This is a genomic window from Ferrovibrio sp. (assembly GCF_964218355.1).
GTDB lineage: Bacteria > Pseudomonadota > Alphaproteobacteria > Ferrovibrionales > Ferrovibrionaceae > Ferrovibrio.
The window spans coordinates 1-21,019 of record NZ_CAXPMC010000023.1 but is presented as its reverse complement, the minus strand read 5'-3'; the positions used below and the strand labels follow the sequence as shown (position 1 = coordinate 21,019).

Below are 21,019 nucleotides of genomic sequence, written 5' to 3'. Positions count from 1 at the left end.
TGTCGCGGGCGGCCACCGCCAGCTGGCTGGCGGCCTGGGCATTGTCGGCATTCTGCTTCACGGTTGTCGTGATCTCGTGCATGGAGGCCGCCGTCTCCTCGATGCTCGCCGCCTGGGATTCCGTGCGCTGGGCCAGGTCCTGGCTGCCGGCGGAAATCTCGCCCGAGGCATCGCGCACGGCCGCCGCGCTGCCATTCAGGCGGCCGGCGAAGTCGCGCAGGCGGTCGGTCATGGTGTTGATGTCGGAAACCAGCGCGCCGAAGCGGCCGCCATACTGCGCCTCGATCTTGCGGCGCAGGTCGCCGGCGGCCAGCGCCGAGGTGATGCCGGTCACCGCGCCCAGCACCTCCTCGGTGCGGCCGAGCAGGGTGTTGACCGAGCCGCCGATACTCTGCAGCACGCCGCCCAGCCCGTTGGTATCGACGCGGCGGCCGAGATCGCCTTCGGCGGCGGCCACCACCACCTCGCCGATCACCTGCTGGAAGCGGGCCTCCTGGGCCTCGCGCTCGGCGGCAAAGCGCCGGCGGTCCTCCTCCTGGCGCTGTTCCATGGTCTTCTTTTCCAGCGCCTGGGTCTTGAACACCTCCACCGCCCGGGCCAGCGCGCCGATCTCGTCGCTGCGTTCCCGGAAGTCGATCTCGACGGCGAGATTGTCCGCGGCCAGCTGGCGGGTCGCTTCGGTCAGCTGCGGCAGCGGCCGCAGCATGCGGCGCAGCAGCCAGAAGGCAATCACCGCGCTGAGCACGGCCGCCACGATGGCGGCGATCAGCACGCCCAGGGTGATGCGGTCGGCCAGCACGTCGATGCTGCTTTTCAGGGCGCCGGCATAGAGGATGCCGATGGCCTTGCCGCCCGGATCGAGGATCGGCTGGTAGACGGTGTAATAATCCTTGCCGAGGATCTTCGCCTCACCGAGGAAGGTGCGGCCGGCAACGACCGGCGCATAGGCGGCACTGGCCTTGCCCAGCGGCGTGCCGACGGCACGGCTGCCGTCATCCTTCTTGATGTTGGTGGTCTTGCGGATGAAATCCTGCTTGTCGGCTTCCCAGCGGAAGACGGTGGCGGTCTCGCCGGTGACGAGGCCGATCTCGTCGATCATCTCGTGGCCGGTGAATTCCGGGATTTCCTTCATGCTCAGCCGGGTCACCCGGCCGCTGCCGTCCACGGCGAACTGGGTGTCGGGATAGGCCTTGCGCAGCAGCACTGCGGCGGTGCGCAGGCTGGCATTCTGGCGCTGGATCACCGCCGCGGCGACGTCGGCGCGGATTTCCAGGATGGCGGCTCCGCCCACCGCCACCGCGGTCAGCAGGATCAGGGTGACAGAAATCAGGGTGATCTTGGCAACGAGGCCGAGACGGTTGAGGGCCATGTCTCTTCTGCTCCTGCGGCTGGACCATGCATGTCGGGTGGACACTAGCAGCGGGAGTAGACGGTCGTAACATTAACTCTTGGTAATTGTACAAATGCGCATGGTGATTTACCGCCGCGGCCATAAACCACGGCAGCCGGGACCGGGCCGGTTCAGTTCTTCAGCGGCGTGTATTTTCCGCTCTTGGCCAGCGACTGCAGGGTGATCAGGCGTTCCTCGCCGCCGGGCTCCAGCTTGCGGATCGCGACATGCTCCGGCAGGTTCGGCAGCGAGACGATGCGCTCGACCCGCCAGCGGGCCTGCGAACCGCTGGGCAGAAACCGCGACTGCTCGACGAACACGCTGCCGACCCGGATCGCGTCGGTCAGCGCCGCGGCGGCGTCTTCATAACCTTCCGTCATTCCGCACCTGCTCCGAACTGTGCGGGCACCGGCCCCCCGGCACCCTTCAGGAACTGACACTAGAACGCAGATACCGGCACCAATGGCCGGATATGCTTGCCAGAACCGGATTATGCATGCCTGCATGACATGCCCGGATGCTGTCGGCATATGGTTAAATATATCTGAATGGAAAAGGCCGGAAAACCGGCTTTTTTAGGTGTATAACCCGACCGCCTGTTCGCGCTGGCCGTTTGTCCGGCGCTTCTGCGCGGCAGAGATAAGGGGGAAGACCGCCCCTGGCGGGCGGCAGGGTCTGCGTGGTGGGCGGTACAAGGATCGAACTTGTGACCCCTACCATGTCAAGGTAGTGCTCTACCGCTGAGCTAACCGCCCAATCACGCAACGTGCAGCCGGGGCGCATGCCCGGGCAGGCACAGTAAAGTCCGGGGGTCGACCGGACCGCTGGGCTTTTAATCGCTGCCGGGCCGGTTGGCAAGCCCTACCGCGCCCTTCATAATTGGCGCTGCCCCGTCATTTTTGCCGGAACCCCGAAAACCCGATGACTGCCGCCTCCGCCACCGCCCGCGTCCACCGGCCCGACCCGGAATTCCCGCTTGATCCGCCGATCCGCATCACCCGCCCGGAGGATGCCGGCTCGTCGGTGGCGACCGCGCTGGTGCTGTCCTCGCCCCATTCGGGGGCCATCTATCCGGCCAGCTTCCGCAATGCCAGCCGGCTCGATCCGCTGTCGCTGCGCCGCTCGGAAGACGCCTTCATCCACGAGCTCTATGCCGCCGGGCCGGGCCTTGGCGCGCCGCTGCTGGAAGCCCTGTTCCCGCGCGCCTACTGCGACCCCAACCGTGCCGCCTGGGAACTCGATCCGGGCATGTTCGACGCGCCGCTGCCGCCCCATGTGGTGACCGAAAGCAGCAAGATCGGCGCCGGGCTCGGCACCATCGCCCGTGTGGTCGCCGGCGGCATGGACATCTACAAGGGCAAGCTGGCCTTCGCCGAGGCCGAGCGCCGGGTCGAGACCTGCTGGCGGCCCTATCACGACGCGCTGGAAACCCTGCTGGCCGAGGCGCGCGCCCGCCATGGCGTCGCCCTGCTGCTCGACTGCCATTCGATGCCTTCGGTCGGCGGCAGCCACAATCCCGATGCCGGCCAGCGCCGGGCCGACATGGTGATCGGCGATTTCAACGGCACCAGCTGCGCGCCGCGGCTGGTCGACCGGGTCGAGCAGTATCTGCGCGACTGCGGCTTCGGCACCACGCGCAACAAGCCCTATGCCGGCGGCTACATCACCCAGTATTACAGCCGCCGCGACCGCGGCCAGCACAGCCTGCAGCTGGAGATCAACCGCGATCTCTACATGGACGAGGACCGCATCGAGAAGGCCGGCGGCTTCACCCGCGTGGCCCAGGCGATGACCGGCCTGGTCGAGCTGCTGATCGCCTCCGCCACCCCCGACTTCCTGAACGGCTGAGACCGCCCGCGGCGGCTCAGCCGAGCCAGCCGGCGGCCTTCACGGCCGGGCGGCAGCCGCGGCTGACCGGCACCACGAGGCCGTTCGAGAGCCGCAGTTCCGTGCGCCCGTCGCTGCGCCCATGGCCGGCGACCGCGCGGCGCGCCACCCACCAGCCGCGATGCACCTGCAGCCCGTCGAGGCCGCCGAGTTCCGCCAGCGCGTCGCGCAGGCGGAACAGGATCAGCGCGCTGCCCTTCGCCGTGTGGATGCGCAGGTAATGGTCTTCCGCCTGCAGGGCCAGCAGCTCGCGGCCGAGCGGCGGCGGGATGCGGTTCAGGAAAGCGGCAGGCGGCGCGGGCACCGCTTTCTGCGCCGGCACCGGCGCATTGCGCGCCGCCGCCATGCACAGCAGGGCGACCAGCAGGGCCAGCGCCAGCGAGATCACCGCCACATTCACATAAAGCCGCAGGCCGTCGACCTCCTGCATGAAGCGCAGCAGGCTTTCCAGCCACCAGACCACGGCTGTGGTCGGGATGGCGGCGCCGAGCGCGGCCAGCGCCGCCTGTGCCGGCACCGGCAGCCGGGCCGCGGCGGGCAGGCGCCGCAGCAGCGTGGCCAGGCCGACGATCAGGCCCCAGTCCAGCGCGGTCAGCGCCAGCCAGTAGGCATAGCGGTCGAAGGCGGCCAGCTCGCGATAGGTGCCGAAGCCGCCGATGCGGCCGAGCAGCAGCCCGGCGGCCAGCGCGATCGCCGCCTGGGCGGCGAGGAAACGCAGCAGCACGGCATCCTGCCGTCCCGCGCCCGTCCGGCCCGTGCCCGTCCGGCCCGCCGGCCGCCGGCCGCCGTCATGCGGCTGGCGCAGCGTGAAATGCCAGGGGGAGAAATCCGCGAAGAAAACCTGCATCCGGCGCATCCCGATTTGCCGCCGCCGCGCGGCGGTGCGAGGCAGTCTAGCGGCACGACGGGTGCCGCCAGAAGAAGGAAGACATCATGCCTCGCTACACATTTCCGTGCGCAGCCCTCTGTTCCGCGCTGGCCGTGGCCGTGCTGGCCGCGGCGGCCGGGCCCGCCCGGGCCGGCGACCTGCTCGTCGAGATGACCGGGATGGAGGGCGACGAGGGCATCGCCACCGCCGTGCTCTACGATTCCGCCGACGGCTTCGGCAAGCCGTTTTTCGCCATTGCCCGGGTGCAGACGAAACCGCGCGACGGCATGGCGCGGTTCATGATCGGCGGCCTGCCGCCGGGCCGCTATGCCGTGGTCGGCTTCCACGACATCGACCGCGACGAGCATATCAAGCGCGACGACAGGGGCCGGCCGCAGGAGCCCTACGGCTTTTCCCGCGATGCCCGCGGCGCCGGCGGCCCGCCGGCCTTCGAGGATGCGGCCGTCACCGTCGGCGGGGCGGGCAGCATGGCCGCCACCAGCTTCCGGCTGGCGAAATAGCGCGGCCGGGCGGCTGGATTCCCGCGGCTGCGGGAATGGCGATCACCTCTCCGGTCGTCGTCCCCGCGACAGCGGGGACCCAGTCCGGCCGGCAGTCTCAGCCGCCCACGTGATCGAGCGGCAGGGCGGTGGTCTGCTTGATCCGGTGCAGCACGATCGACGAGCGCGCGCTGCGCACGCCAGGCAGGCGCAGCAGATGCAGCATCATGAAATCGGCGAAGGCCTTGAGGTCGGCGGCAACGATGCGCAGCACGAAATCCGCCTCGCCGGTGACCGACCAGCATTCGAGGATCTCGGGCCGCGCCGTCACCGACTGCTGGAAATTGCGCACCAGCGTGTCGCTGTGGCGCTCCAGCGAGATGTTGGAAAACGCCGTCACCGACAGGCCCACGGCCTCCGGCCGCAGCAGCGCGGCATAGCCGGCGATCACGCCGGTCTCCTCCAGCCGCGCCAGCCGCCGGCTGACCTGGCTGGCGGAGAGGCCGACGCTGTCGGCCAGCTGGGCATTGGGGGCGCGGCCGGCCGCCTGCAGGGCGGCCAGCAGGCGGATGTCGAAGACATCGAGATCGGCGGGCTTCATGCACGGATCATGCGCAATCCGGCGCCTGATGCAAGCTTCCTGTGCAGAATTGCCGGAAACCGGCCCGGAACGCGCGGAATTTGCAGCCGGCCGGCGGTATCCTGCCGGAACCAGGACAATCCCGGGAGGTTCCCCATGGTCGCCCTCGCAAGCCACGCCGATCTGCCGGCACGGGATCTGCCGGCACAGGATTTATCCGTGCGCCCCGATTACACGCTGGACCAGCCGCGGCATCTCTACACGGCGGAAGACCATGCCGTCTGGCGCGACCTGTACCAAAGGCAGGCGGCGATCCTGCCCGGCCGCGCCTGCGCCGAATTCCTCGCCGGCCTCGACGGGCTCGGCGTCGCCGCCGATTACCAGAAGGGCGGCGGCATTCCCGATTTCGGGCGGCTGTCCGACATCCTGGAGGCGGCCACCGGCTGGCGCATCGTCGCGGTGCCGGGCCTGGTGCCCGACGAGGTCTTCTTCGGCCACATGGCCGCGCGGCGCTTTCCGGTCACCTGGTGGATCCGCCGCCGCGACCAGATCGATTACATCCAGGAGCCCGATGTCTTCCACGACATCTACGGCCATGTGCCGCTGCTGATGAACCCGGTCTTCGCCGATTACATGCAGGCCTATGGCGCGGGCGGGCTGAAGGCGGCGAAGCTCGGCGCCCTGCATCGCCTCGCCCGGCTCTACTGGTACACGGTGGAATTCGGCCTGATCGAACAGGCCGACGGGTCCCTGCGCATCTACGGCAGCGGGATTCTGTCATCCAAGACCGAAAGCGTCTTCTGCCTCGACAGCGCCGCGCCCAACCGCCTGCGTTTCGACCTGCGCCGCCTGATGCGCACGAAATACCGCATCGACACCTTCCAGAAGACCTATTTCGTGATCCGCAGCTTCGACGAGCTGTTCGACGCCACGCGGCCCGATTTCACGCCGATCTATGCCGCGCTCGATGCCCTGCCCGATTACGGCGCCGCCGATATCGCGGCGGAGGATGCCGTGCTCACCCGCGGCAGCCTCGATGCGAAAGAAGGCGGCTGGGAAGACGGCACCGCGGATGTGTGACGGGATGTGAGAGGGTTGGCAGCGTCACCGGTGACTGCTTTCTGGCGACTACGGTCGTATGAATTTTCGCGGCTGAACCGGCGATCTGCATAACATCGCAACAGCCCGGGCGCTGTGGAACCGGTGTCACGGAAAATACGCTTCGTGCCGGCCTGGTTTGCTGGAATGGTGCGGCGTCGCCAGCCTTTGCGGCGACATGCCAACCAACGGAGACCGGTGCATGAGTGACGAAGTGAAACTGAGTGGCGCCACGATTTCTGCCTTGGCCTTTTCCGCTTGCGACGCCAACTTCCTGCTTCAGGGTGGCGCCGATCCGACCAGGCAGGTCCGGTTCCAGCTGTCCGACATTTCGGCGGGCACGACGCGGATATGGACCTTCCCCGACATCTCCGACACCTTCGTCGGCCTGAATGCGGCGCAGACACTGACCGGAAAGACGATCAGTGGTGCCGACAACACGATCACGGTCGGTCTTGGCAGCGACGTGTCCGGCGTGCTCCCGGTCGCCAACGGCGGCACGGGCGGCAACACGGCCGCCGCGGCCTTCAATGCCCTGTCGCCGGCCACGACGCGCGGCGACCTGATCCTGCGCGATGCATCCGGCAACACCCGGCTGCCGGTCGGTGCCGCCAACACCGTGCTGCGCAGCGACGGCACCGATCCCGGCTGGGCCACGCTGTCGAACCTGATCGACGCAGCCTTCGGCGCAACGCAGGGGCAGATCCTGTATCGCGGCGCCTCCGGCTGGGCCGCGCTGCCGCCCGGGACTGCCGGGCAGGTGCTGACCAGCCAGGGGGCCGGCGCCAGTCCGCAATGGGCGACGCTGGGCGGCGGCATCACCGCCTCCTACACATCCCCCGACCAGACCATCACGCCGGCCGGTGCGCTGGCGCTGGCGCACGGTCTCGGCACCACGCCGAAGATCGTCACCCTGCTGCTGGTCTGCCAGGTCGCCGACGAAGGCTACTCACCGGGCGACATATATCTGCTTGAGCCCGGCGCACAGGGAGTGACCGACAACGGCATCAGCGTGGTTCTGGATGCCGTCAACATCAATATCCGCTTTGGCGGCACGTCAAATGTCTTCCGCATCATCAACAAGGCAGACGGCTCCGATCATCAGGCGACGAACGCGAGCTGGAAGCTGCGGGTCACGGTCTTCGCCTGACCTGCCGCCGCCATGTGCGGGCGCGGCGCCTGAGGCATGGATGTCCGGATCGCCCCCGGGCCTGACCCGGCATCCATGCCCTGTTTGTCCCCACGTCTTCCTTGCCCCTGTGCGCGGGGATGCTAGGCTGCCGGCCCCTCCCCGGCAGCAGCAGGACATCATCCATGGAACAGGTACGGTTCGGATCCACCGGCATGCAGGTCTCGCGGCTCTGTCTCGGCTGCATGACCTATGGCGTGCCGTCCTGGCGCGACTGGGTTCTGGAGGAGGATGCCGCGCGGCCCTTCATCCGCCGCGCGCTGGAGCTCGGCATCACCTTCTTCGACACCGCCGACATGTATTCGCTGGGCGCGAGTGAAGAGATCCTCGGCCGCGCCATCCGCGATTTCGTGCCGCGGCGCGACGATGTGGTGATCGCTACCAAGGTCTGCAACCCGATGAGCGACCGGCCGAACGACCGCGGCCTGTCGCGCAAGCATATCCTCGCCTCCATCGACGCCTCGCTGCGGCGGCTGGGCATGGATCATGTGGATCTCTACATCATCCACCGCTTCGACTACGACACGCCGCCGGAAGAGATCGTCGAAGCTCTCGATACGGTCGTGCGCGCGGGCAAGGCGCGCTATATCGGCGCCTCGTCGATGCATGCCTGGCAGTTCATGAAGCTGCTGGGGCTGCAGCGGGCGAATGGCCTGGCGCAGTTCGTCTCGATGCAGAACCATTACAACCTCGTCTACCGCGAGGAGGAGCGCGAGATGCTGCCGCTCTGCCGCAGCGAGGGCCTCGCCGTCACGCCGTGGTCGCCGCTGGCGCGCGGCATGCTGGCCGGCACGCGCGGCCGCCAGACCCAGCGCGCCGCCAGCGACGAGCAGAGCCGCAGCTGGTACACCCACCAGGCCGAGGAGGATGCGATCGTCGCTGCCGTGCAGACAATCGCCGCCGCCCGCGGCCTGCCGATGGCGCAGGTGGCGATGGCCTGGGTGATGACGCGGCCGGGCATCACCGGCCCGGTGATCGGCGCCAGCAAGCCGCATCACCTGGACGATGCGGTGGCGGCCTTGTCGATCAGACTGACCGACGAGGAAGTGGCTGCCCTGGAAGCGCCCTACCGGCCCAGGGAAGTGGCGGGGCACCGGTAGGCGTCAGTGCTGCTCGGGCTTGTGGATGCCCTCGTCATTGGGGCAATAGCCCCAGCCGCGACTGTCGTAGTAGAGCAATCGCCGCCTGTCCTCGCGCGCCCAGCGGACCGCGTCATGGCCGAGCCAGGTATCCGAGCCCTTGTCGATCGACCACAGCATCCTGTAGTCCGGATAGGTCACGCCGATCTGGCAGGTGTTGGATCCGACTGCCTTGAACACGCGGTAGAAACGGCGGGCGAAGGCGAAATGCTCCTTGTTGCCGGCTTCGCAGCAGACATCGACTTCTCCCTGGCGGATATGGGGCGGCCTGTTGCGGAAAAGGTGGCCATGTTGGTTTCAACCGGCAGCGGCGGCGGTTCGTCGGCCTCGTATCAGGGACTCACGAAGAGCGGATAAGTAATGCGCCTGCGGAAACGCCTCGGCCAGACCGTCGCCGAAGGCGGCCCAGTCGGCGAAGGTCAGGCAGACCCGCTTGGAGCGGAAAGCGGTTTCAGTCATTGGCAGCTTTGGAGTTTCTTCCGCCTTGCTTTCCCGCCGCGCCGGCAGCTTTGTTGCCAGACCTATGTCTCGGCCGGCCGGAAGCCGGCCATGTTGGTCTGATCGTATAATTCGCGATCGGGCTTTTCCCGCACCCAGCGGATCGCATCATGACCGAGCCACATGTCGGAGCCCTTTTCGGACAGGGTTATGCGGCCCCGGCTCTTTTCCCAGTAGCTCTTGATGCGCTGGTTGCGGTTGCCGGCGAAGCGGCCGAACAGCCGGTAGAAACGCCGGGCGAAGGCAAGGTGATCCTTGTTCTGATGTTCGCAGTAGACATGGATTTCGCCGCTGGCGATGCATTCGGGTGCGGGCGGACGTGCCGGCAGGATGCCGTTGCCCGGCCGGAACATGACAAAGGGAAACGGCATGCGGTTGCGGTGCCATGTAATTCCAGCGCCTTCCTTCGCCGGCCAGTGCTCGACTGTCCAGTCCGGATCGAGACACATCTCGATCTCAAAGGGCATTGTTCCTTCCGTTTCCAGATATCCGCAGAGATGGTCGACCGGAGTATCCTGTGGCAGACCGGTGCTGTTCTGCTCCTGCCATGTAGTATCGCGCACATAGATGCCGGCCGGATAAGCCTGCTGCAGGGCATCGCCGAGTGCCTGCCAGTCGGCCGGCGACAGACAGACATTACGGGTGCGCAGGGTCGGCCGGTACAGCGGCGGATGCGGCCGCAGGTCTTTCGGGTCGAAAAACGGCACCGGCTCTTTCATCGTGTCTGGCCCTTGGATTGTGGTTCCAGCATGCCTTCCTGCTCCAGCCGCCGGCAGCCGGCGGGTCGCGGCGACCGGATCGGAATCGGGCGGCAGGGGCGGGGCGGACATGGCGGGCTCCCGGGTGATTGACTTTGCGCCCATATGTACTATATATGTTCCATTCCTGTCAAGGGAAATGTGCCGCAGAGGTAGAAGAGTACTGGTGTGTGTTGATTTCCGGCTGCCGGACATCGTGAATACGAAATGATGCAGATGGCCTGAATCAGGCCATCCGGACGGGATTCTGCGGCCAGATCGGGCCAATTATGGCCGGTTTCTTGGTTACGGCGGGATTTTGCGGCCCCGAATCCGGGGTTTTTGCCCGGATCCGGCCGTTTCCGGCTCAGCCGCACGGGATTTTGCGGGATTCCGGGGGCCCGGATCGGCGTTTTCCGGCCTCAACTGGCTCCCGGCTGGCCCGCACCTGGCCCATATTGGCTCCGGTTGGCCCCGGACGAACCGGGACGAACCGCCACGAACCGCCACGAACCGTCATGAGCCGAAACGAGCCGGAATGAACCGGCGCGAACCGTCCGGAACCGCGCCGAACCCTGGCGAACCGGGACGAACCGCCATGAACCGGGACGAACCGGCGGGAACCGTGCCGGACCGGCCTCAGCCCCCGGCGCCTTATGTCATCGGCACCATCACCCAGCGCCGATAGCCCGGCCGGGCGGTCAGGCGGTCATGCCAGGCCTGCAGCCGGGGCAGGGCGGGGCGCGCCGGAAAGCCGGGAAACTGGTCGAAACTCAGCCAGCGCTGCACATGGCAGCCGAGCGGGATGTCGCCCATGCCGAGCCGGTCGCCGATGACAAAATCCCGGCCGTCGCGGGCCAGCCAGGCCTCCAGCCGCGCCCACAGCCGGCTGGCCTCGGCGGCGGCCTTGTCCATGGCGGCGGGCTGCGCGCCGGCGGGGTCGCGCACGAAGCCCCAGAACAGGGTCCGCATGGGCGGGCCCAGGGTGGTCTGCACCCAGTCCATCCAGCGGTCGGCCTCGCTGCGCTGCGCCGGATCGGCGGGCCACAGCGTGCCGTTGCCATGGCGGGCGGCGAGGTAGCGGACGATGGCGTTGCTCTCCCAGACTTCGGTGCCATCACTGTCCCGAATGGCGGGGATCACCCCGTTCGGGTTCAGGGCCAGATACTCCGGGCCGTCCAGGCCGCCGAAGGGGCCGCCGCAATCGATGCGGTCATAGGTCAGCCCCAGCTCGTCGGCCGCCCACAACACCTTCTGGACATTGACGGAACTCGCGCGGCCCCAGATTGTCAGCATGGCGAAAAGGTCCCGGCCGATTCGTTTTCATCCGCCCCGGATACGACTAGACTCCCGCCCCATGCGCAAGCTGTACCATCACTGGCTGTCGCCGTTTTCCCGCAAGGTCCGCATCCACCTGAAGGAGAAGGGCCTCGATTTCCAGCTCGAGGTCGAGAAGACCTGGGAGCGCCGCCCCGATTTCCTCGCCATGAACCCGGCCGGGCTGGTGCCGGTGCTGGTCGAGCATGACGGCCGCGTGCTGGCCGAGAGCCAGGCGATCTGCGAATACCTCGACGAGGTCTATCCGAACAAGACGCTGCTCGGCTTCGATCCGCCGGCGCGGGCCGAGACGCGGCGGCTGGTGGCCTGGTGGGACCTGAAATTCGGCCGCGAGGTCAGCGAGCCGCTGGTGTTCGAAAAGGTGATGCGGCGCTTCCTCGGCCAGGGCCACCCGGAATCCGCCGTGATCCGCATCGCGCACCAGAACATGAAGATCCATCTCGACTACATCGCCTGGCTGACCGAGCGGCGCAGCTGGCTGGCCGGCGACGATTTCAGCCTCGCCGATATCGCGGCGGCGGCGCATGTCAGCTGCGTCGACTATCTGGGCGACATCCTGTGGGAGGACCATCCCGGCGCCCATGACTGGTATGCGCGGGTGAAGTCGCGGCCCTCGATGCGGCCTTTGCTGGCCGACCACATCCCCGGCCTGCCGCCGCCGAAGCATTACGCCGACCTCGATTTCTGACGCGGCGATTCATCCGCTTCGTCGTTCCCGCGCAGGCGGGAACCCAGTCAGGCGCCGCACTGGATTCCCGCTTCCGCGGGGATGACGAGGCAACAGCAGAAGGAGCATCCCATGAGTGTCCGCCGCATCGATGTCGGCCCCCGCATGAGCCAGGCCGTGGTGCATGGCAAGACGGTCTATCTGGCCGGCCAGATCGCCGCCGATCCCGCCGCCGATGTCGCCGGCCAGACCAGGCAGATCCTCGGCCAGATCGACAGGCTGCTGGCCACCGCCGGCACCGACAAGACGCGGATTCTCTCGGCCAGCATCTGGCTCGCCGACATCGCCACCTTCGCCGAGATGAACGGCGAATGGGACAAGTGGGTGCCGCAGGGCAACACCCCGGCGCGGGCCACCGTGGAAGCGAAACTGGCGGCGCCGCAATACAAGGTGGAGATCGCCTGCATTGCCGCGCTCCCCGACTGAGATTGCCGACACGCCTGCAGCGCGCGCGGCCGCCATCCGCGCGCGGGCAGCCGAAGCGGGCTTCGATGCGGTCGGCTTCACGCAGCCCTCCCGCATCGGGCCCGAGCTCGCCGGGCGGCTCGACGCCTTCATGGCGCTCGGCCGCCATGGCGAGATGCGCTGGCTGGAAGACAAGGCCGAGCGCCGCCGCCATCCGCATGCCCTGTGGCCGGAAGCCCGCGGCATCGTCGCGCTCGGCCTGAATTACGGCCCCGACGCCAATCCCCTGGAGAGCCTCGCGCGGACGGACCGCGCCGCCATCTCGGTCTATGCGCAGGGGCGCGACTATCATCTGGTGGTGAAGAAGAAGCTGAAAAGCCTGGCCGGCTGGATGCACCGCACATGGGGCGATGAGGTCAAGGTCTTCGTCGATACCGCGCCACTGATGGAAAAGCCGCTCAGCGCCGCCGCCGGCATCGGCTGGCAGGGGCGGCATACCAACCTGGTGTCGCGCGACTTCGGCTCGTGGCTGTTCCTCGGGCTGATCCTCACATCGATGGAACTGCCGGCCGACGCGCCCGAGACCGACCATTGCGGCAGCTGTTCGGCCTGCCTCGACATCTGCCCGACGCGGGCCTTCCCGGCGCCCTACCAGCTCGATGCGCGGCGCTGCATCTCGTATCTGACCATCGAGTATGACGGCATCATCGCGGAGGAATTCCGCCGGCCCATGGGCAACCGCATCTATGGCTGCGACGACTGCCTCGCCGTCTGCCCGTGGAACAAGTTCGCGGCCGTCACCGCCGATGCCGACCTGCGCGCGCGGCCCCAGCTTGCGGCGCCGAAGCTTCTGGATCTCGCCCGCCTCGACGATGCCGGCTTCCGGGCGCTGTTCGCCACCACGGCGGTCAAGCGCATCGGCCGGGACCGCTTCGTGCGCAATGTCTGCATCGCGCTGGGCAATGCCGGCGATGCGGCCGCCGTGCCGGTCCTGCGGGATCTCGCCGCCGATGCCGCCGGGCCGGTGCGGGCCCATGCCGCCTGGGCGCTGAAGCAGCTGCTGAGCTCGGCGGATTTTGCCGCCTTCGCCGCCACGCGGCGCGGCAGCGAGAGCGATGCCGCCGTGCTAGCCGAGCTTACTGCCTGACGTCCATCTCGGCGATGTATCGGCCGGCGGTGATGGCGGCGGGGCTGTCCGGTGCGATCAGCCGCACGTCGAGAAAGTCGCGATGGGCGCCGCGGCGGTTGCCGGCCTGCAGCCGCAGGATGCCGCGCTCCAGCAGGGCCTCGGGCGCGCGGCCATTGATCGCCAGGGCCGTCTCGGCATCTTCCAGCGCGCCGGCCATGTCGTTCAGGTGGCGGCGGGCGGCCGCACGCAGGGCGTAGGCATCCTCGCGGGTGGGATCGAGGCTGAGCGCGTGGTCGAGATCGGCGCGCGCCCCGGCATAGTCGCCGAGCTGGGCCAGCACCAGGGCGCGGTCGATGCGCAGGTCGGGCTGGTCGGCCGCGGCTTTCACGGCGATGTCCATCAGCTGGCGGGCGCGGTCGGGCAGTTCGGCTTCCAGCCAGGCCATCGCCGCCTGGTCGAGGATCGACACCGTCATCCACGGCGCCTGTTTCTCGGCCAGCGGCAGCAGCTTTTCCAGCCGGTCGGCGGCATCGCCGTAATGCCGCAGTTCCACCAGCGCCAGCGCGGCGCAATGGCCCGCCGCCAGCCCGCCGCCACTGGCCTGCCAGGTCTGGGCAGTGGCGAAGCCGTCTTCGGGATTCTTCCGCACGGCGGCGAGGCAGTCGCGATAGGCCAGTTCGTCCAGCGCCCGCGAATCCGGATTCTGGCGCAGCGGCGCGGCCTGCTGCGGTGCGGCTTTCGGCGGCGCCGGTTTCTGCTGGACCGTCTGCTGGGCCGTCTGCTGGGCCGGGGCCGGGGCGGCCGCCAGCGAAAGGCCGAGCGCGAGGCTGGCGGTTGCGGCGGAAAGACCTATCTTGCGAAGGCGCATGGCGCGGCAAGGTGGCCGAGCGCCGTGGCAAAAGCAAGGCATGGAAGCGAGGCGGGGGCGATGCCGGTTCTGTTCTGTTTCGGTCTCGGATTCAGCGCCCGGGCGCTGGCCGCCCGGCTGCAGGCTCCGGCCGGTGCCCGGCCGCCCGGCTGGGGCATCGTCGGCACCTGCCGCAGCCTGGAAAAGGCGGCGGCCTGCGCGGCGAAGGGCTGGGACATGCATGTCTTCGACGGCACCGCGCCGCTGGCCGATCCGTCCGTGCTGGCGCCGGCCACCCATATCCTGGTCTCGGTTCCCGCCGATGAGGATGGCGATGCGGTGCTGCGCCTGCATGGCGCCGACATCGCAGGGCTGCCGAACCTGAAATGGCTCGGCTATCTCTCCACCACCGGCGTCTATGGCGACCGCGGCGGCGCATGGGTCGACGAGACGAGCGACCTGCGCCCGACCCAGCCGCGCAGCATCCGCCGCGCCGCCGCCGAGGCCGGCTGGCTGGCCCTGCATCGCGACCATGGCGTGCCGGTGCATGTGTTCCGGCTGGCCGGCATCTACGGCCCCGGCCGCAGCCAGCTCGACAGCCTGCGCGAGGGCCGTGCGCGACGCATGGTCAAGCCGGGCCAGGTCTTCTGCCGCATCCATGTGGACGACATCGCCGCCGTGCTGCAGGCCTCGATGGCGCGGCCCGATCCCGGCGCCGTCTACAATGTCGCCGATGACGAGCCGGCGCCGCCGCAGGATGTGGTCGCCTATGCCGCGGACCTGCTCGGCCTGCCCTTGCCGCCCGAGACGCCCTACGATGAATCCGCCCTGACGCCGATGCAGGCGAGCTTCTATGGCGACAATCGCCGCGTGCGCAACGGCCGCATCAAGACCGAACTGGGGGTGACCCTGCGATATCCGACCTACCGCGAGGGCCTGCGGGCGCTGCTCAGCTCCAGCTGACGCACCAGGTCGTAGTGGCGGCTCACGCCGACCTTGCGATACAGGCTCTTGCGCTGGGTGGAGAGGGTGTTGGTGCTGATGCCCAGCTGCCAGGCCGCCTGCTTCTGCGGAATGCCCTCCACCAGCAGGCGCGCCAGCCTGGTCTCGGCCGGCGTCAGATTGTATTCAGGCCACTGCCGGCTTTCCCCCACGACCAGATAATCGGCGGGTATGATGCGGATCGCGGCGGCGATCCGGTCATGCGCCATGAAGATCTTGCGGCCGGTCACCGGGATGACGCAGACCGTGCAGGTCAGCTGCCCGTCCCCGCGCCTGACCTGCAGGGAGCCGCAGGGATCGAACATCATCCCCGAGGCCGGATCATGGGGAAATCTGCAGGCGCGCCGGATCATGGCCTCGAAGCGGTCCCTGTCCACCGGGCAGACGGTCTCGATCCGGCCGTCGACGCAGCGCAGGCTGTCCGCATTCTGCAGGATACGCGTGGCTTCGCCATTGGCCGAGAGCAGCCGGCCCTCTGCATCGAGATAGATCAGGCCCTGGCGCCGGCTGTCGAGAAAGCCGAAGGCAATATCCTCATGCTGGGCCAGCACGGAGAGCCGGTTGCGAATCCGATAGGCGTTGCGGATATGCGGCAGAAGCGCCTGCAGGGCCAGCGCCGAGGCCGCATCAAAGGTCGGCATGCCGTGCGTGCGGTGCAGGGCGAGATACGCGATATGCGATGACGACCGTTCGAAAACCGTTGCCATCATCGAACCGACGCCGAACCTGGCCCAGTAGTCGTTGTAGAATTCGCTGCGCTGCAGTTCCGCAGGTTCCACCATGGCATGCGAGATCAGAACGCGGCCGACATTCTCGTCGCGCATGAGCACGGGCCGCATCGGGCTGCGGTCGGCGAAATACTCGCGATAATCGTGGAACCACGCATCATCAAAAAACTGGCAGGAATGGCTCGACAGCCATTCGTTTGCTTTCGTGTCGTAGCCGGCAACCGAACAGTTGCTTGCCCCGAACTGATGGGCAATCTGCCGCAGAGCCTGTTGCCACAGGCTGTCGTCGATGGAAGCCTGGTACAGGCTCAGTATGCTTTCGGGCACGAAGCTGCCCGGCTGCGGTGCATCCGCTCTCATGAAGCCCCCCAGCCTCAGAACAGCCCGGTTCAGAAATCGCGGGGCTTTTATAGCGAATCGGTTCCGGCAGCAATATCGGAGCCAGGTTTCAATTTTGGACTGCCGGGCGCGGCGCCGGCATTCACCCTTAAAGGTGATGGCTGGTGCGGGGCGGGGCCGGCAGAATTGCAGTTCGGCCAGGCCGCGCCGCCTGGGGATCGGACACTGGCCGAGGCTTCCGCAGCATTGAGGTGAACCTCCCCCGCCTTAGAAGTAGAAATTAACAGAATGAAACTATCACTGGTTCCGCACCGGGCACGGGGATTCCGCCAGTCCCGTTCGTTTTCCTATTTCCTGATTTTTCTGGTTCTGGCGCTGATCAGTTCGATGGCGCTCGCCGTGGCGTATTTCTGGAAGAGCCAGCAGGCCTATATTGCCGGCAAGCATGAAGAGAAGCAGGCCATCCTGCGCCTGATCGATTCATTCGTTGCGACCTACAGCGACCTGCATTACGACGGCCAGCATTTCGATTCCAGCCTGCCGCCTGCAACCTACCTGCAGAAAACCCTGTCGGAATTCCTGCGCAACAGCACGGGCAGCGAGGAAATCCGTGTCCACTGGGTGGGCGTGCCCGGCCGGCAGATCCGCACCGGCCCGATGGATACGGGCATGGCGGCGATTCTGCAGGAGATGGCGCAGGAAGAGGTGCCGAGGCCGGTGACGAAGCAGGTCCTGGTCGGCAGCAGCATGCTGCTGCGCTCGGTATTCCCGTCGCCTGCCCTCCGCCACAGCTGCATCGATTGTCACAACCGCATTCAGCAGACCGGTCTCGGCCCGGCCTGGAATCTCGGCGAACTGATGGGCGGCTTTGTGCTGGACGTGCCAATCGACCGTTTCCTGTCCGGGCTCCGCTGGCAGAGCCTGCATGTCGGCGGGGTGTTCTTCGCGCTGTTTGCAATGGCTGGCTACCTGCTGTTCCGGCAGCATCACTTCCATATCGAGGTGGCAGCGGAGAACCGGGTCCTGGTCGAGATATCCGAGGCGCTCGAAACCATCGATGACGGGATCGCCGTCTATGCGCGCGACGGTCATCTGCTGCTTGCCAACCAAGCCTACCGAAGGCGGCATGGCATGAGCGAAGGAGACCGGTTCCACGAAGCCGTCATGAAAACCAGCGCGGAAGAGAAGGGGCACGGCAGCAAGTGGCTGAAGGTCGACGAGGCCCGGACCGCATCGGGCCTGCTGGTCTGTCTCGAGACCGATGTCACCTATCTCAAGGAGCGGGAAAAGGAGCTGGTTGCCGCCCGGGTCGCTGCCGAACAGGCCGGCAAGGCGCGCTCGGATTTTCTTGCCATGATGAGCCACGAGCTGCGGACGCCGCTCAATGCGATCCTCGGATTCTCCGAGATGATCCGGGACTGCATCCATGGCCCGGCCGTGACAAAGTACAAGGAATACGCCAGCGACATCCATTCCAGCGGCAGACATCTTCTGCAACTGATCACCGACATTCTGGACATGTCAAAAGTCGATGCCGGCCGCATCGATCTGGTCCCGGAGCCTGTGCTGCTGGAAGATGTTTTTGACGATTGCCGCCGTCTGGTGGAAGGGCATGCGCGACAATGCGGGGTTCATATCGGGATAGAACCCGCAGACGAGATTGTTTCTGTCGACCCGCTGCGCTTCCGGCAGATCATGCTGAACCTGCTGTCGAACGCGATCAAATACACCCGTGCCGGCGGCAGGGTGACGATCGCGACAACGCGCGATTCCGGCCATATCCGCGTGGCCGTGCGCGATACCGGCATTGGCATGGCACCCCAGGATATTCCGCGGGCGCTGGAACGGTTCGTCCAGGTCGGCAATTCCCGCCAGCATGCAGCCGGAGGCACCGGTCTCGGGCTGCCCCTGGCGAAGGCGCTGGCCGAACTGCATGGTGGAAGCCTCACGGTGGAAAGCAGGCTAGGCGTCGGCACCACCGTCACGGTGGCGCTGCCGGCGCATGTCGCGCCGGCGCGGTCGGCCGGCGGCCTTCACCCAATTAGGTGACTGCATGCCCGGACCCCGCCCACTAGATTTGCCAGAGGGGAAATGCGGCTGGTCCCTGTATGGATCGCCAATGCCATACGCGGGTTGCAGTCCGGTCAGGGTCGGGGGGCACAGGACGGATGAGATATATGGCAACGAATGACGCCGGCAGTCCGGCGATTCCCTTTGCCGATGATGCCGTGCTGAACTGCGCTGGGTTGTACTGGGTCGCAAAATGCAGTTCGCGGCCGATGCCCAACCGGCAGGACATAGATCCGATCGACATGCCGCCCTTTCTGCTGCCGCATATCAGCCTGCTGGAATGGACCGGACCGGGGAATACGGTCCGCTACCGGTTGTGCGGGACTGAGATTGCCCGCCGCTTCGAGACCGATCCGACGGGGCGGACGACCGATCAGCTGTTCGGTCCGCAGCTTTGCGATTATGTCGAATCGCTGTGCCGCACCGTCCGCGAAACCGGTGCGACCGTATACTCGGAGGCCCGCTTCCGGCTCGACCGGTTCCCTTGCGATGATGGCTGGCTGAAGACCCGGCGGCTGCTGATGCCGCTGTGCCATGACGGGCGCAGCCCCGGCATGATTCTGGCGGCACAGACCTGGCCGGAAAGCGACGGCATCGACCAATGCGAATACAAGCGGATCATCCGGTCGGCCGAGATGGAAGCCCTGCTGTCGCAGCTGGTGCGGATGCAGCCGGGCTTTGCCCGGCAGTATGCGCAATACCAGGGCGCCACCGGGTGATCCTGGCCACGCCTTATGCAACGCAGCGCGAGCGATCTGCGCGGATGCACAGCTGCAGGTCCGCGTTATCGGAAAATGCGACACAGGACTGCCGGCTGTCATATGCCTGCAGCACTGATGCCTGTCTGATGGCAGGAAGCAATATACAACTGGTGGGGAAGCATCCGTGACAATCCGGCTTCGTCTTATTCTGAGCCTGGCAGCCCTGCTGGGCGTGATCGCTGTCCTCTCGATCAGCGGGTTCCTGGCCCTGCAGACCGGCAATGCGGCCCTGCAGAGTGTCTATGCCGACCGCGTGGTGCCCCTGCGCGACCTGAAGGTCATTTCCGATGCCTATGCCGTCTCGATTGTCGACCTGTCGCACAAGACGCGGGCGAAAACCATGTCGCCGCCGCAGGCGGTCGCCGAAATCGACAAGGCGCGGGTGCTGATCGAGGAGACATGGAAGGCCTATACCGCCACCAAGCTGACACCGGACGAAGCCCGGCTGGTGGACAAGGTGCGCAGCCTGCTCGGTCCTGCCAATGCCGGCATCAGCCGCCTGCAGGAGATTCTCGGCCGCGCGGACGAGGCGGCCCTGGTCGCATTCGCCGAAAAGGATCTCTATCCGCTGATCGACCCGGTCACCGAGGCGATTGGCGAACTGATCAACATCCAGCTGGTGGCGGCCCAGGCGGAATTCGAGCAGGCCCAGGCGGCCTACCAGAATTTCATCGTGCAGATGGCCATCATGATTGCGGTGGCACTGATTGCCATCGCTTCCGCTGTCTGGGTCGTGTTCGTGAAGGTGTCGAACCCGATCAACCGCATCACCGGCGCGATGACCAGGCTGGCCGAAGGACAGCTGCAGACCGAGGTTCCGGCTGCCAGCGGCCGCGACGAGGTGGCGGCGATGGCATCAGCGCTGAAAATCTTCCGCGACAACATGGCGGCCCGCGCCGAGGCGGAGGCCCAGATTGCCCGCCAGCGCGAGGAATCCGAGCAGCGCCGGCTGGAACGCGAGGCGCGCGAGAAAGCCGCCGGCACCGAGATTGCCGCGCTGGTGAACAAGGTGGCTGAGGGCGACCTGGCCGGCCGCATTGACGAAAGCGGCAAGGAGGGCTTTTTCCTTGAAACCAGCCGCCAGCTCAACCGGCTTGCCACCACCCTGCAGGCGATGGCTGCGGAGATGGCGACCAGCATGGAGGCCATGGCCGGCGGCGACCTGACGCGCAGCGTTCAGGGCGAATATCACGGCGTGTTTGGCCAGCTGAAGGACAGCGCCAACACCATGGGCGGCCGGCTGCGGGATTTCGCCCTGCAGCTGACCGAGACCGCGAACACGGTCAGCAGTGCCTCCGGCGAGATTTCCACCGGCAGCCAGGACCTGGCCAGCCGCACGGAATCCCAGGCGGCGAGCATCGAGGAGACGGCGGCCTCGATGCATGAAGTGACCGCGACGGTGAAGCAGAATGCCGACAATGCCCAGGCGGCGAACCAGCTGGCGGTGGCCGCGCGCGACACCGCCGAGAAGGGCGGTTCGGTCGTCGCTGATGCCGTCGCCGCGGTGACCCGGATAGAGGAGAGCGCGCAGAAGATCGCCGACATCGTCGGCCTGATCGACGAGATCGCCTTTCAGACGAATCTTCTCGCGCTGAACGCCTCGGTGGAAGCGGCACGCGCGGGCGAGGCCGGCAAGGGCTTCGCCGTCGTCGCGCAGGAAGTGCGGGCCCTGGCGCAGCGTTCGGCGAATGCCTCGAAGGACATCAAGGCACTGATCGCCACGTCGAATGCCCAGGTGAAGACCGGGGCGGCGCTGGTGAACCAGACCGGCGCCAGCCTCACCGAGA

21 protein-coding genes and 1 tRNA gene are annotated in these 21,019 nt (G+C 67.1%); 12 read left to right on the top strand and 10 right to left on the bottom strand.

Annotated elements, in window-relative coordinates:
• The 3 genes from ACEQZY_RS17240 to ACEQZY_RS17230 all read right to left on the bottom strand — a co-directional run.
• Positions 1-1,369, bottom strand: a 1,369-nt coding sequence (locus ACEQZY_RS17240) for a methyl-accepting chemotaxis protein (protein ID WP_370156080.1), incomplete at its 3' end; no start/stop codon positions are given.
• A gap of 152 nt (positions 1,370-1,521) precedes the next feature.
• Positions 1,522-1,770 (bottom strand): hypothetical protein, encoded by a 249-nt coding sequence (locus ACEQZY_RS17235; protein WP_341705534.1) that lies wholly within the window; start codon positions 1,768-1,770, stop codon positions 1,522-1,524.
• A 300-nt stretch (positions 1,771-2,070) separates the two neighbouring features.
• A tRNA-Val gene (locus ACEQZY_RS17230) sits at positions 2,071-2,145 on the bottom strand.
• Between the two features lie 166 nt (positions 2,146-2,311).
• Here ACEQZY_RS17230 and ACEQZY_RS17225 point away from each other — a divergent pair.
• Complete coding sequence (locus tag ACEQZY_RS17225; protein WP_341705535.1) at positions 2,312-3,238, top strand: N-formylglutamate amidohydrolase; 927 nt, start codon at positions 2,312-2,314, stop codon at positions 3,236-3,238.
• A gap of 16 nt (positions 3,239-3,254) precedes the next feature.
• Here ACEQZY_RS17225 and ACEQZY_RS17220 read toward each other — a convergent pair whose 3' ends face one another.
• Positions 3,255-4,124, bottom strand: coding sequence for a LytTR family DNA-binding domain-containing protein (locus ACEQZY_RS17220; protein WP_370156077.1), 870 nt, complete (start codon positions 4,122-4,124; stop codon positions 3,255-3,257).
• Between the two features lie 86 nt (positions 4,125-4,210).
• On the opposite strand from ACEQZY_RS17220, the gene ACEQZY_RS17215 reads away from it, so the two are divergent.
• The gene (locus ACEQZY_RS17215) at positions 4,211-4,666 is read left to right on the top strand and encodes a DUF2141 domain-containing protein (RefSeq protein WP_341705669.1); all 456 of its coding nucleotides are present in this window, start codon (positions 4,211-4,213) and stop codon (positions 4,664-4,666) included.
• Between the two features lie 97 nt (positions 4,667-4,763).
• On the opposite strand, the gene ACEQZY_RS17210 is transcribed toward ACEQZY_RS17215, so the two are convergent.
• Positions 4,764-5,246, bottom strand: a complete 483-nt coding sequence (locus tag ACEQZY_RS17210; RefSeq protein ID WP_341705670.1) for an Lrp/AsnC family transcriptional regulator — start codon at positions 5,244-5,246, stop codon at positions 4,764-4,766.
• A 135-nt stretch (positions 5,247-5,381) separates the two neighbouring features.
• On the opposite strand from ACEQZY_RS17210, the gene phhA reads away from it, so the two are divergent.
• The 3 genes from phhA to ACEQZY_RS17195 all read left to right on the top strand — a co-directional run bounded on the left by phhA (position 5,382) and on the right by ACEQZY_RS17195 (position 8,612).
• Entirely contained in the window at positions 5,382-6,305 is a 924-nt protein-coding gene (gene phhA, locus ACEQZY_RS17205) for a phenylalanine 4-monooxygenase (protein WP_370156074.1), read from the top strand.
• 220 nt (positions 6,306-6,525) lie between these two features.
• Complete coding sequence (locus tag ACEQZY_RS17200; RefSeq protein WP_370156073.1) at positions 6,526-7,473, top strand: hypothetical protein; 948 nt, start codon at positions 6,526-6,528, stop codon at positions 7,471-7,473.
• Between the two features lie 164 nt (positions 7,474-7,637).
• On the top strand, positions 7,638-8,612 hold the full coding sequence (locus ACEQZY_RS17195; protein ID WP_370156070.1) for an aldo/keto reductase: 975 nt from the start codon (positions 7,638-7,640) through the stop codon (positions 8,610-8,612).
• Between the two features lie 3 nt (positions 8,613-8,615).
• Here ACEQZY_RS17195 and ACEQZY_RS17190 read toward each other — a convergent pair whose 3' ends face one another.
• The 3 genes from ACEQZY_RS17190 to ACEQZY_RS17180 form a co-directional block, all read right to left on the bottom strand.
• Positions 8,616-8,831 carry a hypothetical protein gene (locus ACEQZY_RS17190; RefSeq protein WP_341704167.1) on the bottom strand — a complete coding sequence of 72 codons (216 nt, stop codon included), beginning with the start codon at positions 8,829-8,831 and terminating at the stop codon, positions 8,616-8,618.
• Between the two features lie 341 nt (positions 8,832-9,172).
• On the bottom strand, positions 9,173-9,856 hold the full coding sequence (locus ACEQZY_RS17185; protein WP_372530183.1) for a hypothetical protein: 684 nt from the start codon (positions 9,854-9,856) through the stop codon (positions 9,173-9,175).
• A 684-nt stretch (positions 9,857-10,540) separates the two neighbouring features.
• On the bottom strand, positions 10,541-11,182 hold the full coding sequence (locus tag ACEQZY_RS17180; protein WP_370156065.1) for a glutathione S-transferase family protein: 642 nt from the start codon (positions 11,180-11,182) through the stop codon (positions 10,541-10,543).
• Between the two features lie 61 nt (positions 11,183-11,243).
• Between ACEQZY_RS17180 and ACEQZY_RS17175 the strand changes: the two genes are divergently transcribed.
• The 3 genes from ACEQZY_RS17175 (at position 11,244) to queG (ending at position 13,503) form a co-directional block, all read left to right on the top strand.
• The gene (locus ACEQZY_RS17175; RefSeq protein WP_341704163.1) at positions 11,244-11,912 is read left to right on the top strand and encodes a glutathione S-transferase family protein; all 669 of its coding nucleotides are present in this window, start codon (positions 11,244-11,246) and stop codon (positions 11,910-11,912) included.
• Positions 11,913-12,023: 111 nt separating this feature from the next.
• Entirely contained in the window at positions 12,024-12,377 is a 354-nt protein-coding gene (locus ACEQZY_RS17170; RefSeq protein WP_341704162.1) for a RidA family protein, read from the top strand.
• On the top strand, positions 12,358-13,503 hold the full coding sequence (queG, locus tag ACEQZY_RS17165; protein WP_370156062.1) for a tRNA epoxyqueuosine(34) reductase QueG: 1,146 nt from the start codon (positions 12,358-12,360) through the stop codon (positions 13,501-13,503). Before ACEQZY_RS17170 ends, queG begins: the two co-directional genes overlap by 20 nt.
• On the opposite strand, the gene ACEQZY_RS17160 is transcribed toward queG, so the two are convergent.
• The gene (locus ACEQZY_RS17160) at positions 13,493-14,353 is read right to left on the bottom strand and encodes a tetratricopeptide repeat protein (protein ID WP_370156060.1); all 861 of its coding nucleotides are present in this window, start codon (positions 14,351-14,353) and stop codon (positions 13,493-13,495) included. The two genes, queG and ACEQZY_RS17160, sit on opposite strands and share 11 nt — an antisense overlap.
• A gap of 60 nt (positions 14,354-14,413) precedes the next feature.
• On the opposite strand from ACEQZY_RS17160, the gene ACEQZY_RS17155 reads away from it, so the two are divergent.
• On the top strand, positions 14,414-15,295 hold the full coding sequence (locus ACEQZY_RS17155; protein WP_370156058.1) for an SDR family oxidoreductase: 882 nt from the start codon (positions 14,414-14,416) through the stop codon (positions 15,293-15,295).
• Here the strand turns inward: ACEQZY_RS17155 and ACEQZY_RS17150 are convergent.
• Positions 15,256-16,422, bottom strand: coding sequence for a helix-turn-helix transcriptional regulator (locus ACEQZY_RS17150; protein WP_341704158.1), 1,167 nt, complete (start codon positions 16,420-16,422; stop codon positions 15,256-15,258). The genes ACEQZY_RS17155 and ACEQZY_RS17150 overlap by 40 nt on opposite strands.
• A gap of 267 nt (positions 16,423-16,689) precedes the next feature.
• Between ACEQZY_RS17150 and ACEQZY_RS17145 the strand changes: the two genes are divergently transcribed.
• The 3 genes from ACEQZY_RS17145 to ACEQZY_RS17135 form a co-directional block, all read left to right on the top strand.
• The gene (locus ACEQZY_RS17145) at positions 16,690-18,450 is read left to right on the top strand and encodes a sensor histidine kinase (protein ID WP_370156056.1); all 1,761 of its coding nucleotides are present in this window, start codon (positions 16,690-16,692) and stop codon (positions 18,448-18,450) included.
• 128 nt (positions 18,451-18,578) lie between these two features.
• Positions 18,579-19,190, top strand: a complete 612-nt coding sequence (locus tag ACEQZY_RS17140; RefSeq protein WP_370156054.1) for a PAS domain-containing protein — start codon at positions 18,579-18,581, stop codon at positions 19,188-19,190.
• Positions 19,191-19,356: 166 nt separating this feature from the next.
• On the top strand, positions 19,357-21,019 hold a 1,663-nt coding region (locus ACEQZY_RS17135; protein ID WP_370156051.1), incomplete at its 3' end, for a methyl-accepting chemotaxis protein.